The organism is Wolbachia endosymbiont of Oryzaephilus surinamensis (assembly GCF_025617515.1).
Classification (GTDB): domain Bacteria; phylum Pseudomonadota; class Alphaproteobacteria; order Rickettsiales; family Anaplasmataceae; genus Wolbachia.
The window spans coordinates 497,782-512,513 of the sequence record NZ_CP092526.1 but is presented as its reverse complement, the minus strand read 5'-3'; the positions used below and the strand labels follow the sequence as shown (position 1 = coordinate 512,513).

Here is a 14,732-nt window from a genome sequence, read left to right as displayed (position 1 = left end):
TAAAATTACTATATTTACTTTGTACTATGGCTCAAACAACCTGCTTCAAATTTGGAAAGGCAGTGAAATGAAAAAAACTATATCAAGCTACACTGAATTCTTATTTGCTACTCCTTGTGGTTCTTGTGTTCCATTTACTTGAGAGCTAGGTTTCATTATTAAATCACCAGCTAAGAATGCAGATACTGTTGCTATAACAACGATTAACCACATGTCCAATTTATTTGTATGTTCAAGTGTAATATACACTACTAACCCAACAGCAAGACCAGTACTAGCAGTAGCGATATATGTTGCTTTTTCTTTTAGTTGTTTATTTGCTTCATTTTTGGTTTCTAATATTTTCTTTTCTTGCTGTAACTGCTGGATTTGAGTATTTATTTTTTGTTTCAGTTCATTCGACATTTCACTTTTGAGTTCATTTCTTATTTTATCTTTCAATGTAGTTATTGCCTCTTCTGGGCTTTTTTTATCTTTTAATTCCAGCACGTCTTCAAGCAATTCTACTAAGTCTACTTTTGCTGGGTGAGGCACATAGTATGGATTACTTAGAATATCTATAAGCTCTTTTAAGTTATGAAAGTTAAGCATAATAAACCTCAATACTAAAAATTTATTATGTAATACATTAAAAATTATAAGATCAAGAAAAATTTGTATCATAACAAGGCTAAATTAAATGGCAGACATTAAAATTGCTGTATTTGCTCAATTGTGATAACTTAAAGCTTAAAACTGAGAAATATTTATGTTAGAAGAAAAGTATAGCTTTAGGGAAATTGAAGACAAATACAACATATTATGGGAAGGGAGTAAAGTTTATAAATGGAATGGTGAAAAGGATAATACTTTCACTATAGATACGCCTCCACCAACGATATCTGGAAAGTTGCATATTGGTCATATATTTAGCTATTGCCATACGGACTTTATTGCAAGGTTTCAACGTATGCTGGGGAAAGATGTATTTTATCCAATTGGGTTTGATGATAATGGGCTTCCCACTGAAAGGTTAGTTGAGCAGACCTATAAAACCCGTGCAAAAGAAGTTGGCAGAGAAGAATTTATAGAGATGTGCCATGAAGTTATTGAGAAGTCAAAGCAGGAATTCAAGGAATTGTTTAAATCAGTCGGTATTAGTTATGACTGGAATTTAGAGTATCACACAATTAGTAAAGAAGCTGTGGCACTTTCTCAAATGTCATTCATTGATCTATATAATAAAGAGTATGCATACAAAAAAATGCAACCTATTCTTTGGGACCCAGTCGATAAAACTGCAATTGCACAAGCAGAAATAGAGGATAAAGTCTTTGAGTCATTTTTGAACACGATAGTTTTTTCCACTGAAGAAAATGAGCAGATTAAGATTGCAACTACACGGCCTGAGTTGCTTCCAGCATGTGTTGCAGTTTTTTGCCATCCAGAAGATGCACGCTACACTCAGCTGATTGGAAAAATAGCCGTGGTGCCAATAACAGGAGCAAAAGTTCCAATAATAGCTGATGATAAAGTTAAAATAGATAAAGGTACTGGGCTTGTTATGTGCTGTACGTTTGGTGATGAGCTCGACATATATTGGCAGCAAAAGCATGGTCTGCCGATGAAAATTATTATCGATCAGGATGGTAGGATAAGTCTAGATTCAGTGTATGGTAATAATAGATCCCAGTGTCAAGGCACTGGGATGACAAAGGGGAGTGACATTCCAGTGCTTGACACTGGAATCCAGCCATTAGAGGAGACACACGCTCCAGCGCGTGACGCTGGAATCTACGATGAAGTAAATGGCCTAAGAGTTAAAGAAGCAAGAAAGAGAATTATTGAAATCCTAACTGAAAAGGGCCTTTTAATAGAAAGCACTAGCATTTCTCATTCTGTTAAATGTGCTGAAAGATCTGGTGCGCCGCTTGAAATATTACCTACTTATCAATGGTTTGTCAAGACTTTAGAGCAAAAAACTCAAGTATTAGATAAAGTGAGTAAATGTAATTGGCATCCAGAATCTATGCGTAAACGTATAGAGGTGTGGATAGAAGGGCTAAGTTGGGATTGGTGCATCTCAAGACAGCGTTATTTTGGTGTACCATTTCCAGTTTGGTATTCAAAACGTAAGGGAGAAGAAGGCAAAATCATTCTAGCTGAAGTAAAGGATTTACCTGTAGATCCACTCAAAGATTTGCCGAAAGGGTATATTAAAGAAGAAGTTACTTCAGATCAAGATGTGATGGATACTTGGGCAACAAGTGCGATCACTCCTCAATTAAGTGCACTGGCAGTAAACAGTGAGCTCGGTTTACCAAGCCATCGGTATGATAAGATATTTCCTGCAGATCTGCGCAGCCAAAGCCATGAGATAATAAGAACTTGGGCTTTTTATACGATTTTGAAGGCACATTATCATGCAGATTCACTGCCGTGGAAAAATATCATGATTAGTGGTTGGTGTTTGGCTGATGATAAAAAAAAGATGAGTAAATCAAAAGGTAATATCATCACTCCTCATGTAATGCTTCAAACCTATGGAGCTGACGTAGTACGCTATTGGGCAGCAAACTCAAGACTTGGAGTTGACACAGTCTACTCTGAAAATATCTTCAAAATTGGCAAACGACTTGTTACGAAACTTTGGAATGCTAGCAAATTTGTTTCCATGTTTATGGAAAAACATCAAGCATTGAGCATAAATTCCATCAGTGAGACGATGGATAAGTGGATATTGTCCAAATTATATAAAGTGATAGAAAAAACGACGAACAACCTATTACAGTTTGAATACTGCGAAGCTTTGAGCGCAATAGAAGAATTTTTTTGGAAAGATTTTTGTGATAATTACTTAGAGTTAGTTAAAAAACGTGCATATGGAGATGCATTGGACAGCGAGGCAAACATGAGTGCGAAACAGAGTTTGGCATATGTACTCAATATTATTTTGCGGTTATTTGCACCATTTTTGCCATACATTACAGAGGAAATATATCATCAGTTGTATAGTTATAACTCCGTTCACAATAAAAGTAATTGGCCTAACAAGGAAGAACTTATCTATGATAAGTATTCTGAAGAAATGGGAGATAATTTCGTGCAGATATTAAACCTTGTGAGAAAAATAAAAGCAGATAATAACGTATCAGTTAAGCATCTTATACAAAAGTTGATGATAAAAGCGAGTGTAAAAGAGGATGAGTTAAATTATTCTGCTCAGCATGATTTGCAGTCAGTTTGCAATGCTGAAGTGATAGAATGGGTTGAGGGTACAGAAGCAGAGCTTATAACTGAGAATGGAAAATTTACTGTAAGTTTATTGATTGATGTAACTTAGCATTCGTATTACTATACTAATTATTTAGTTGTGAGGTAATAATGATTGGTAATTCATATAATAATAAAATTGAAGAGCAAAAAGATGATTATCATGACTTCATTCAAAGGTTTTTGTTTTTGCTCGGTAAGATAAAAGAAAAGAATAAATCAATTCACACTGCTGTAGCTAGTCTTCACATATTATCTTTTTTAATAAAATACAATGCCAATTTTAATGAAGATGAATTGTATAAAGCCGTTATCCAAGATTTCAATAATGTAAAGGAGGCGAGACTAGAGCTTCAAGATAAGGCTAAAAAAGTATTGAATGGGTATATTGAAAGTGGTGTTGAAACAGTGTCAATATATGGTAGTTGTGCAGAAGTTAAATTGGGAGCTAATAAAAACAAATTCAAAGTCAGTGAGTTTTTGAATAGTAATTTCTGTCAAGATAATGGAATTTCAGGGTTTTCAACTCTGCATAGCAATGGAAAAAATGGAATGCACGGTTTTGTTTCTGAAGAAGGAATAAGGCACTATGTTGTAACTGATAGTGCATACGAAATGACTCTGAATTGGTGTGATGAGGACGGAAAAAAGTGCACTATTATAATTAATATTGATGCTAATGGTATAGAACTTATCGAGCGTAATCGTGTTACTGATGATCAATTGAAAGCAAATAAAGATGTAAAAATAGGTAACTTATTCTTGTATCAAATAAAATTTAGAAATAAGGAGAAAGGCAATCATAAATCATCTGAGATTGTGATAGAAAATAGTAATAGAAATATTAACATTCAAACAACTCAAGAAATTGAGCGTGGCATCAAAAAAGCTCAAATAGGTAGTACTAAAATGCAAGACAAAATTGCACAAGTTGTAGATGAAAGCTTAAACGAAAGAATTAATAAATTGGAAAAAGAAAATACAAGATTAACTGGAAATAATCAAACTATATTAGAACAATTACAGCAAAAAATGAGAGAGGTAGAGGAATTAAATGGAAAGGTAAGGGAAAAAGATGAAGTTTTGGCTGAAGTAACACAAAAACTCAAGCAGCTAAGTGATTCGGTAGAGAGTGAATTTGAGGAGAAAAGAATAGAGAAGGAAAAGTTAAATAAGAAGTTAAGGGAAATGCAAGAAAAGATACAACAGTTAAGTAAAGAAAAGCAAAATTTGGAAGAATATGCTGAAGGTCGAGATGTCAGAGTAAAAAGACTAAAGGATCAAATAAGGAAATCAGAGTACGGACTGGCTGAATCAATGAATGAAAATAAAAGGTTAGAACAAGAACTGAATGATGCTCAAAAAAAGTTAAGTAATAAGGACAATGAAATCCAGAGATTAAAAAATCAATCACATGAATTAGAATCTAAAAAAGTAACAGAATTGATGACATGTTTAGAAAAGAAAGAGAAAAAAATAGCAGAGTTAGAAGCGCAGTTGCAAAAAGAAAGTTCTGAAACTTATGATTTAATACTTAAATCATCGGATTTAGAAGAAGAAAAAAGACGATTACAAGAAAAGTTAAATGAAAAAACTCAAGAAGTGATTAAACTAACTGTAGATTTAGAAGAACTAAGTAAGCAATCGGAAGAGAAAGAAACTAAATATTTCAGTAGGATTAAAGAGTTAGAAAAAATTCTTAATAAAGAAAGAAAAAACAGTGAAGAGTTGGAAAATTATAGCATCAATCTGGAGGAAGAAAGTCAAATTCAACATGAAAAGTACAAAGAGTTACTATTTGAGAAGCATTCTATAAAAGAAGAAATTTCAGATTTGAATGATCAATCTTCATTAGTTCATCAGAATCGTGTGAGCTTAGCACAAGATTTGGCAAAAAACATGATATATTTGTTCAAAGAGAATGTAAGAGAAGGAGATAAAGTGATTATATCGCAGGAAACTGTATTAGAGATTTTGAATAGATTGGAGGAATTAATCAAGAATGTTGGAGTCAGTGATCAAGAAATAAAAGGAGTAATTGAAGAAATATCTGTACAAACTAATGATAGCCTTCCTCCTTCAGATATAAGTAATGGAGATTTATCAGCACTACCAAATAAAGAGCTGGATGAAGCTTCATATTCAGAAGATTTTGGATATTCTAGTAGATGTTCTACTCCTAGATGTTCTACTCCTGTCTGATGCCACCTTGCATTTTGAGTTTAGTTAGAATATCAACTAAAGTTTATCACTGGTAAAATTGTGATAAGTGTTCTCCTCTACAGGTAAGACAATTTTAATCAATATATACAAGACTGCTGCAGTTTTGTGTATAGGTGATGAGCAATTTACTTAATAAATATAATACATTTTATTTTATAGCTAGTTCTCTGGCTACTCTCACGTTACTTACATCTTTAGCGCTTATTAATGTACCTAGTTCTTTAATTCTCGCTTTAGCTGTATTATCTGTTTTGGCTTTTATGATTTTGTATAAAATAATTATTGACACTAGTAAAGTGGAGAAGAAATTTGCTCACAAAGAGCGTGAGTTGACTCAAGAAAAGCACAATTTATACGAGGAAGAAAGAAAATTTGGTCAAAAAATAGAAACTGAGAGGAAATCTTTTCTTAAAGAAAAAAAATCTTTGGAGGAGAAATTAGAAGCAAAAATGATCCATATAATTGGAATAACAGACGAATTAGAAAAAGTAACGAAGGAGAAAGATGAGCTTGCTGCACAAGAAAAAGAACTACTCCATAAAATCTCATATTTGTGTAAACAGTTACAGGAAAAAGAAGCTAATCTAACTGAGAGGAAAAAACTTATAATCGAATTGAAAAGAAAAATAGACAATGATAAATATGAGGAATTATATAAGGAAGTAGAGAAATTATCTAAAGAAAAAGAGGAGTTATCTAAGGAAATAGACAAATTACGTAAAGAGAAACATATACTGTATATGAAAAAAGAAGAATTACATAAAAGAAAAGAAGAACTTTGTGTGAAATTAGATGAATTACAATGTAAATTTAAAGAAATTGATCAGAAAAATAAAAACTTATCTCAAGAGTTAAAAAGGAAATTTGAAGAGCTAGATAAAGCAGACGGTTTAATTAAAAATCAATCTTTTGAGTTAGACAGAATAAGACAAGATTGTAATAACGAAGTGAAAAATTTAAGAAATTCACTTTTAGAGCGAGACAGTCAAATAAAACAACTTCAATATGTGATAGATAAGATAGAAGAATCAATAAGAGAAAATGAAACAATTAAAGATTATAGCAAAAAAATAATATTAGGGGAGACTCAGAAAATAAAATTTATATTAGGGCAGCTTGTGCAATTCAAGCCAATGAAAGGTTCCAAAACATCGGAGGAAACGTCTGATTCTTTACAGGAAGATCTTGGATATGCCAGTCGTTCACCCACTCCGACCAGATTATCGTGTTCAGTGTCTGTACAAAGCATTGCAAGTGGACCAATCCCTGAATATGGATTGTAAAATGCAACAATTACTCTTATTATAAAAAAAATTATACAAGATAATGAACCCAATAATATGCGCACTGGATACACAAGATTTGAATGAAGCCATATCTTGGGCTAATGGTCTGCGTGATAAGGTTGGCATGGTAAAACTTGGGTTAGAATTTTTTGCTGCACATGGTCCTTCTGGAGTGAGAGAAGTTGCAAAATGCAATGTACCAATTTTTTTAGATCTAAAATTGTATGATATTCCAAACACTGTAGCTAGAACAGTTGAAGCAATAAAAGCTCTAGATGTTGAAATGCTAACATTGCATATCAGTGGTGGAACAAAAATGCTTAAAGAAGCACTAAGTATAGTGCAAGGAAAGAAAATAAAGCTAATTGGAGTAACAGTACTAACTAGTATGGGCAATGAAGATCTGAGTGAACTCGGAGTAGCAAGGGAGGCAAAATCACAGGTAATTTTGCTAGCAAAGCTTGCAAAAAAGATTGGACTACATGGAGTAGTTTGCTCTGCACTAGAAGCTCAAGAAGTGCGCCAAGAATGTGGTAAAGACTTTAAAATTATTACTCCAGGAATCCGTATGAATCGAGGTCATGATGATCAAAAAAGGACAGCAACACCAAAAGAAGCAATAAATTCAGGAGCTGATTATATCGTAATTGGCAGACCCATTACAGAGAGTAGCAATCCCGCAAGTAGTGCAGAGTTAATATTGAAATCCCTTACTGATTGAAGCAGGGCAGATAAGGTAGCATAGAGTAAAAGCAACAAACGGTATGTATCCGTTCAGCAGGGTGGCAAAACAAGGTAGACGAGAAAAGATAACTAAATGGGTGTCATCCCAGTGCTTGACACTGTTTACTATGCAAATTGCCACAATGTTCGTACAGCTGTGACTGAAATGATAAAAAGAGGATAATCAAAGGATACCATTTATTGTTTTGGCAAATTTGTACAGCTACGTACTTTATTTGCACATTCTTCTGAACAGATACGCAGCGAAAAAAAATGCTTGACACAAAAAAATGGATGCTGTATAGTGCTAACAATTAAGTATAATATTTACCGTGGTGTAATACTACACTACCTTTTTTTACTTCAACAAGTAATCATTATTATTTTTTTCTCACTACCAAGTAGCTTACGTTCATTTGTATCTACCATGAAGCCAATGCTAGAATCGAGAAAAAAGACCGGTGAATGGCAGGCGCGAGCATTATACATATACAGTTGTATGAACGTTGTTTACCATAAGGGCGCCATCCCAGCACTGGGATCCATATTGTAAACAAGCGTTTGAGTTATACTAAGCTGCCATTCACCGGTCTTTTTTCTGAATGCAGTTTGCATGACAACAAAAAGGTACTGAGATTACTGATAAAGATTACCTTCAAACTACAATACTATTCTAATTTTATTTTTAAAGGAGGCTATTATGTCACTTACTGATATCGCTCACCGTGTTAATGAACTCGCTTCATCATGGGAGCAATTTAAATTAATAAATGATCGCAAACTAAAAGAAATCGAAAGCAAAGGACCTGAGCAGCTATGCAAGATAAATAGTAATATTGATAATTGCAAAGAGCGCTTAGATTTTATTGAAACTTCAGCTCAACGCCCAGAGATTAGCACAGATTTTAATACAGGTGATAAATATTTTTCTGATTATATCCGCAAAGGAATGGAAAACAGGTTATCACACAAAACCCTAAGTGGAGATGACAATGATATTGGAGGGTATTTAGTTACTCCTCACATTGTAAAACGGATAAACAAGCGTATAGCTGATTCATCTCCAATGCGGCAAATATGTTCTAGTCAAAGAATCTCTACTGAAACGCTGGATTATATTATAGAAGATTGTGACCGTGCTGGTGCAGGTTGGAGTGGTGAAACAGTAGAAGATGAAGATGGTGGCTATAAATCCAAATATGATTTTGCAAAAGACACAAGTACACCTAAAATTCAAAAGATTTCCATCACAACTTACGAGCTCTATGCTCAGCCGCAAATATCACAAAAATTGCTCGATGATGCATTTGTCAATGTTGAAAGTTGGCTTGTAGAAAAGGTTGCCGAAACTTTCAGTAAGAAAGAGAATGAAGCCTTCATTAAAGGTGATGGCACTTTTCAACCTAAAGGAATTTTAGCTTACGAAAATGGAAATGGTCATAATAAGATAGAGCAAATTAAAGCTGATAAGCTAGACAGCGATGCCATAATGATATTGTACTACTCTCTAAATGAACATTACTCTAAAAATGCATCATTTTTGATGAACAGAAGTACGTTAAAGGACGTGAGGCTACTAAAATCTGAAACAGGTCAGTATCTTTGGCAGCCGAGTTTATCGCTTGAAACTCCAGATACTTTGATGGGAATACCGGTATATCAATCTGCTGATATGCCACCTACAATGATTGCAGTAGCAGATTTTAAACAAGCTTATAAGATCGTGGATAACAGAGGAATGAGAATATTGAGAGACCCTTATACAAACAAACCTTATGTTAGATTTTTTGTTACTAAGCGTGTCGGTGGGGAGGTTGTCAACACCAGTGCTATTAAATTATTGAAAATTGCAAGCAAGTACTAAAATTTTTATGAAATAGTTGACATATTATACTTTTTATGTAATAATTAAATTATTGTTAATTTAAGGAGTAAAATATGTTAGAAAAAATAAAAAACTTTTTTCAGTCGATTGCAGGAAGAATTGCATCAGTCTGGAAGTGTTTGTTTGGTGGTAAACCAAGTAATGCTAAACAAAATCTATCATCAGAGCAAGGAAAGTTTTCAAGCAAGACATTAACAAAAACTTTGGATAATACAGTTAATCATGAGAAGCCAGTAGCTGCAGATTATTCAATCCATAGCAATGGTGATGACAGTCGAGCTGATATTACGCAATCTAAGGAACATGATAAACCACCTATTATTGCCGGTATTTGTGAAAAAATACCTAATAAAAAGCTGGAACTATTTGTAATGATAAACCATACAGGTGAAGTTTTTGGTGGTGATATAGGTCTTAGTGGTAATCCTGATCTTAATTTGACTGAGATTAGTGATCGTTTAAAAGTATATACTCAATACGTCCAGTCCGAAAAAGAAGAAGTATTCCGTATTACTTGTGATGAACCTAAAGTTGAGAAAAATGGTGTATTCTTGAATATAAAGTCAGTAGTATCTGGGGATAATAAAACTTCGTCTAACGAATTGGCCGCAATGAAGAAGATCTTAGGTCTGAATGAAAAGCAAGCAACCGTTGCCATAACTCAGATACCTAAAGATCCGATTATAGTTCCTAAATCAGAAATTGCTAGTTCTACAACAACACCAGCTGCTAGTAATGGTCTATGTGTTAGTGCATAATAATTGCAGTAAACCCTTCAAAAGGAGCACCTCCTTTGGTGCTCTTTTTTCTTTATAAGTTTTCTCCATAGGAGAAAATTGACTAATTAAACTTTATATATAATAATTAAATTATTAATTTAAGGAGTAAAGTATGTTAAAAAAAATAAAAAACTTTTTTAAATGGATTGCTGATCACACAGGAATTTCATGGATTGCAAGAAAAATTTCATCAGGTTGGAATTGGCTGTTGAGTAGTAAAAAAAATACTACTCAAGAAAATACATCACCAGAAAGACCTTCAAGTGAGAATAAAAATAAAAGTAATACAATTCCAATTGTTAGCACCCCTATGCAAAATGAGACTGAAGAATCTGTATCTAAAACAGATATAAACGTCGAGCCAGCAGAAAATTTTCCAGAAAGATTAAATGATGAACCTAAAGCAGTAGGTGAGATTAAATTTAAGGATAACCAATTCTTTCTTTCATTAAATAAACCTTTAGCAGAAGGAGAGTATACAAATCTCAATCGTCTCAGTGCTCAATCTAGTTCATTGATTAAACTACTTGTATATGTAAAGTGCGGTAAAAATGAATATAAAATCGTTGGTAATGATAATGGCTTGAGTGAGATCAAAAATGTACTTATAGAAGAAGTAACAAAAAAGAATGAAAATGGTGTGTATTTAAATCTTAATAAAATTCAGAGTAAAAAAGATAACACCTACCGTATAGAAGAAATATTAGGATTGGAGAATGGTGTAACAAAGGTTAAAGTAGATGATATATCTAATCAGCCGTTTGAAGGTACAGCGTTGGAGCAGCATAATCTCAATCCTACTACGGCACAACAAGATGAAAAAGGTACAAAACCAAGTCCAACAATTGGAGTACCAGAAGCACAAACACATTGTACCTCTAATCCGAGCAAAGTAGGAAGCGGTATTATTAATTAGTAAACAAATCCTTCACAAAAGAGCACCTCCTTTGGTGCTCTTTTTCTTTATAAGTTTTCTCCATAGGGAAAATTGACAAATTAAATTTTATATATAATAATTAAATTATTAATTTAAGGAGTGGACATGTTAAAAAAAATAAAAAACTTTTTTAAATGGATTGCTGATCACACAGGAATTTCATGGATTGCAAAAAAAGTTTTATCAGGTTGGAATTGGTTATTTAGCAGTAAAGCAAATGCTGCTCAAAAAAATATATCACCAAAGAGACCTTTAGATGAGAATGTAAATAAAAATAATACGTTGCCAAAAACTCTAGATGGTAATCAACTAATACTGCCAAAGCAGATAGATAGACCCAAAGTTTGTCTTGAAGTTATCGATGGTGAACTACTATTAACTATGATAAATAAAAATTATACAATCCTTGAAGAGAAATATAAAAATCCATATCAATATGATGAATTTCATGCATTTGTAAGATGTGACAGTGGAGATTTTCATATTACTGGTCCTTATCGCTCACAGAAAAATATAGGTGGTGAGAGGAAGTCTGTGTCAATAACTTCAGTAAAGAAACAAATTGATGAAGGTTCTGTATTAAGTAATCCATTAGAAATGATACGTGTATTAGGCTTAGGTAAAAACAAAGAGTTCGTTAAAGTGAATAAGATAAATTACAAGCCATTAAAAACAAAAAAAACATCAGTAGTAGGTGGGCTTGAATTTGAAGGGAATAACTTTTGGTTAAATTTGGAAGAGTGTATAAACATTAAGGATTATAAAAGTAGTTTAACCAAGAACGCATATCATCCTAAGTTTCTTGTATATCTAAAGTGTAATAAAGGAGAATATTGCATTACTGGTAGGAGTATTAATTCTCCTGAGTTTGCTAAACATTTAATTGTAGAATCGATAATAGAGAAGAACAAAGATGGGAAGTATATCGATAGCGATAAAATATTAGTTCAAGACAGTATTGAGAATGTGAAAAAAATGTTAGGATTGGAGAATGATGTAACAGAGATTAAAGTGGGTAGTATATCTAATCAGCCATTTGAATCTATAACACCTACTATTACGGCACAACAAGCGGGTGACAATACAACTATTGATCCATTGGCAGTAACAAGAGAATCTTCTACTATCAACATTTTTAACGGAAACTTAGAACTACGTCTTGCAGATGATATTCAACAAAATCTAGAGGATTATAAGCATCCAAGAAACAAAGGTAAATATCGTATGAAAATACACTGCAATAAAAATGATTTTAATATTAATTTTAGTAAAAGAGATAACGATGATGGTTCCGTATCTCTAATTATTAATATACTACAAAAAGATAAACTCCAACTTTTTCATGTATGGAAAATGAAAAAGTCCTTAGAACCTGTACATGATCTCAAGAAAAGGATAAATTAAGAGATAGTGAATATAGATTAGGATATATGAGAAGTTTATACCCAAGCGACATAAGTCGAGAAAAATTCAAGATTATTCTACCAGATCTAGAGTCCTGCAGAAGAAAGACAAAGCCAAGAAAGCTTGATTTATATGAAGTATTCTGTGCAGTATTGTATGTCTTAAAAAGTGGCTGCCAGTGGAGAATGTTGCCACAAGAATTCCCAAGATGGAGAAGTTGTTACGACTACTTTAAAAAATGGAGTGAAAAACCAAGCGAAGACAAAAAAAGTACTTTGGAATGTGTGTTAAAAAAAATTAGTTGGCGTGGTCCGACAAAACAATGGTCAGAAAGAGAAAACCAGTTTCTGTATAATTGATGCTCAGAGCGTAAAAAATGCAGATACTGCTCAAAATAAGGGCTACGACGCTGGTAAAAAGATTTCAGGAATAAAACGCCATATTGCAGTTGATACTGAAGGTTTACCACACGCAATTTATATCACAACAGCAGAAATAACTGACCGTAGCAGTGCTGTAAAAATGATCGAAAATGCAAGAGAAAACCTCTCTGAAGTCCAAAATATACTGGTTGATGCGGGTTATACGGGAGAAAAATTTGCAACTCAAATAAAAGATATTATTGGAGCAACTGTTGAAGTGATAAAGCGCAGCGAATTACACACCTTTGCTGTATTGCCGAAAAGATGGGTTGTTGAGAGATCTTTTGCTTGGTTGGAAAAATGTAGGCGATTGTGGAAAAATTGCGAGCGGAAACTCAATACTAGCCTGCAAATGGTTGTTCTAGCCTTTACTGCTTTACTCCTGAAAAGATTATGAACAGGCTCTTAGGCTTCAAGAAAGGTTCAACATTTGTTGTAATAGATTCTATTGAAAGTTTTAAAGCGCCAACAAATAATGGCGTGCCAAGTTCAGAAACTACTAGTCTGGAAGCAAAGAACGCTAACTGTAATAAATCTCTATTAGTTAATGCACATAAAGAAAAAGATGAGCATAATACTGATGCTAGTCACAAGATAATACAACAAGAGGTTAATAATGAGGATAATGAACAAGAGAAGTTTTATGATGCAGAAAAGGAATTAGATGATGATTTTCATGATGCATTTTTTATTCCAGAAGAAGCAAGATTGAAGTTTTCTCAAGAATTATCTAACTACTTATCAAAAGCAAGAAGCTCAGAAATAAGAAGATTGCTTTGCGATGAAGTAGTACCAAATTCGTTACTTATTCGACTAATAGTTGAAGAAAAGCTTGCGAGTAATAATTGTTCTTGCTAGTTAATTTCATAAAAGAGCATCTTCTTTGTTGCTCTTTTTTTCTTTATAAGTTTTATTCATAGGGAAAATTGACAAATTAAATTTTATATATAATAATTAAATTATTAATTTAAGGAGTAAAGTATGTGGGAAAGTATAAAAAACTTTTTTCAGTCGATTGCTTATCGTACAGGAATCTCATGGATTACAAAAAAAGTTTCATCAGGTTGGAATTGGTTATTTAGCAGTAAAGCAAATGCTGCTCAAAAAAATATATCACCAAAGAGACCTTCAGATGAGAATGTAAATAAAAGTCCAACTGTTAGCACCCCTATGCAAAATGAGACTGAAGAATCTGTATCTAAAACAGATATAAACGTCGAGCCAGCAGAAAATTTTCCAGAAAGATTAAATGATGAACCTAAAGCGGTAGGTGAGATTAAATTTGAGGATAACCAATTCTTTCTTTCATTAAAGAAACCTTTAGCAGAAGGAGAGTATAAAAATCTCAATTGTCTCAGTGCTAAATCTAGTTTATTGAAAAAACTACTTGTATATGTAAAGTGCGGTAAAAATGAATATAAAATCGTTGGTAATGATACGGGCTTTAGTGAGATCAAAAATGTACTTATAGAAGAAGTAACAAAAAAGAATGAAAATGGCGAGTATTTAAATCTTAATAAAATTAAGAGTAAAAAAGATAACGCCTACAATATAAAAGAAATGTTAGGATTGAAAGATGATGTAACAGAGATTAAAGTAGATAGTATTATATCTAATCAGCCGTTTGAAGGTACAGCGTTGGATAAGCATAATCCTATTGCGGCACAACAAGATGAAAAAGGTACAAAACCAAGTCCAACAGTTGAAGTGCCAGAAGCACAAATATCTAATCCGATCAAAGTAAGAAACGGTTATTATTAAAATAAACCCTTCACAAAAGAGCACCTCCTTTGGTGCTCTTTTTTTCTTTATAAGTTTTCT

The 14,732-nt window shown here is 33.1% G+C and carries 10 protein-coding genes and 2 pseudogenes; 11 read left to right on the top strand and 1 reads right to left on the bottom strand.

Annotation, left to right across the window (positions count from 1 at the left end; all coding sequences use genetic code 11):
- Positions 1-87: 87 nt before the first annotated feature.
- Entirely contained in the window at positions 88-591 is a 504-nt protein-coding gene (locus MJ631_RS02175) for a hypothetical protein (RefSeq protein WP_007302751.1), read from the bottom strand.
- 157 nt (positions 592-748) lie between these two features.
- On the opposite strand from MJ631_RS02175, the gene MJ631_RS02170 reads away from it, so the two are divergent.
- From MJ631_RS02170 to MJ631_RS02120, 11 genes and pseudogenes are all read left to right on the top strand, one after another.
- Positions 749-3,322, top strand: a complete 2,574-nt coding sequence (locus MJ631_RS02170) for a valine--tRNA ligase (protein WP_214303373.1) — start codon at positions 749-751, stop codon at positions 3,320-3,322.
- Positions 3,323-3,363: 41 nt separating this feature from the next.
- Positions 3,364-5,454: a coiled-coil domain-containing protein gene (locus MJ631_RS02165; RefSeq protein ID WP_262986591.1), complete on the top strand. Its 2,091-nt coding sequence runs from the start codon at positions 3,364-3,366 to the stop codon at positions 5,452-5,454.
- Positions 5,455-5,591: 137 nt separating this feature from the next.
- A complete protein-coding gene (locus MJ631_RS02160) occupies positions 5,592-6,758 on the top strand; it encodes a hypothetical protein (protein ID WP_214303371.1) in 1,167 nt (388 codons plus the stop codon).
- Positions 6,759-6,801: 43 nt separating this feature from the next.
- On the top strand, positions 6,802-7,482 hold the full coding sequence (gene pyrF, locus MJ631_RS02155) for an orotidine-5'-phosphate decarboxylase (RefSeq protein ID WP_012481735.1): 681 nt from the start codon (positions 6,802-6,804) through the stop codon (positions 7,480-7,482).
- A gap of 702 nt (positions 7,483-8,184) precedes the next feature.
- Positions 8,185-9,348: a phage major capsid protein gene (locus tag MJ631_RS02150; RefSeq protein WP_052264865.1), complete on the top strand. Its 1,164-nt coding sequence runs from the start codon at positions 8,185-8,187 to the stop codon at positions 9,346-9,348.
- 74 nt (positions 9,349-9,422) lie between these two features.
- The gene (locus MJ631_RS02145; protein WP_214303370.1) at positions 9,423-10,127 is read left to right on the top strand and encodes a hypothetical protein; all 705 of its coding nucleotides are present in this window, start codon (positions 9,423-9,425) and stop codon (positions 10,125-10,127) included.
- Positions 10,128-10,260: 133 nt separating this feature from the next.
- Positions 10,261-11,064 carry a hypothetical protein gene (locus tag MJ631_RS02140; RefSeq protein ID WP_007302743.1) on the top strand — a complete coding sequence of 268 codons (804 nt, stop codon included), beginning with the start codon at positions 10,261-10,263 and terminating at the stop codon, positions 11,062-11,064.
- 126 nt (positions 11,065-11,190) lie between these two features.
- Positions 11,191-12,453, top strand: a pseudogene (locus MJ631_RS02135) (hypothetical protein); the annotation flags it as partial.
- 62 nt (positions 12,454-12,515) lie between these two features.
- Positions 12,516-13,308, top strand: a protein-coding gene (locus MJ631_RS02130; RefSeq protein ID WP_395460333.1) for an IS5 family transposase whose coding sequence is annotated in 2 segments (ribosomal slippage) — positions 12,516-12,779 and positions 12,781-13,308 — 792 coding nt in all. Because the reading frame shifts where the segments join, the coding sequence is not laid out codon by codon here.
- Positions 13,305-13,769: pseudogene (locus MJ631_RS02125) on the top strand (hypothetical protein); the annotation flags it as partial. The gene MJ631_RS02130 and the pseudogene MJ631_RS02125, both read left to right, overlap by 4 nt.
- Before the next feature lie 123 nt (positions 13,770-13,892).
- Entirely contained in the window at positions 13,893-14,672 is a 780-nt protein-coding gene (locus tag MJ631_RS02120; RefSeq protein WP_019236315.1) for a hypothetical protein, read from the top strand.
- Positions 14,673-14,732 lie beyond the last annotated feature (60 nt).

Coding starts and splice junctions, on each gene's coding strand:
- MJ631_RS02175 (WP_007302751.1), bottom strand. CDS start 591: ATGCTTAACTTTCATAACTTAAAAGAGCTTATAGATATTCTAAGTAAT.
- MJ631_RS02170 (WP_214303373.1), top strand. CDS start 749: ATGTTAGAAGAAAAGTATAGCTTTAGGGAAATTGAAGACAAATACAAC.
- MJ631_RS02165 (WP_262986591.1), top strand. CDS start 3,364: ATGATTGGTAATTCATATAATAATAAAATTGAAGAGCAAAAAGATGAT.
- MJ631_RS02160 (WP_214303371.1), top strand. CDS start 5,592: ATGAGCAATTTACTTAATAAATATAATACATTTTATTTTATAGCTAGT.
- pyrF (WP_012481735.1), top strand. CDS start 6,802: ATGAACCCAATAATATGCGCACTGGATACACAAGATTTGAATGAAGCC.
- MJ631_RS02150 (WP_052264865.1), top strand. CDS start 8,185: ATGTCACTTACTGATATCGCTCACCGTGTTAATGAACTCGCTTCATCA.
- MJ631_RS02145 (WP_214303370.1), top strand. CDS start 9,423: ATGTTAGAAAAAATAAAAAACTTTTTTCAGTCGATTGCAGGAAGAATT.
- MJ631_RS02140 (WP_007302743.1), top strand. CDS start 10,261: ATGTTAAAAAAAATAAAAAACTTTTTTAAATGGATTGCTGATCACACA.
- MJ631_RS02120 (WP_019236315.1), top strand. CDS start 13,893: ATGTGGGAAAGTATAAAAAACTTTTTTCAGTCGATTGCTTATCGTACA.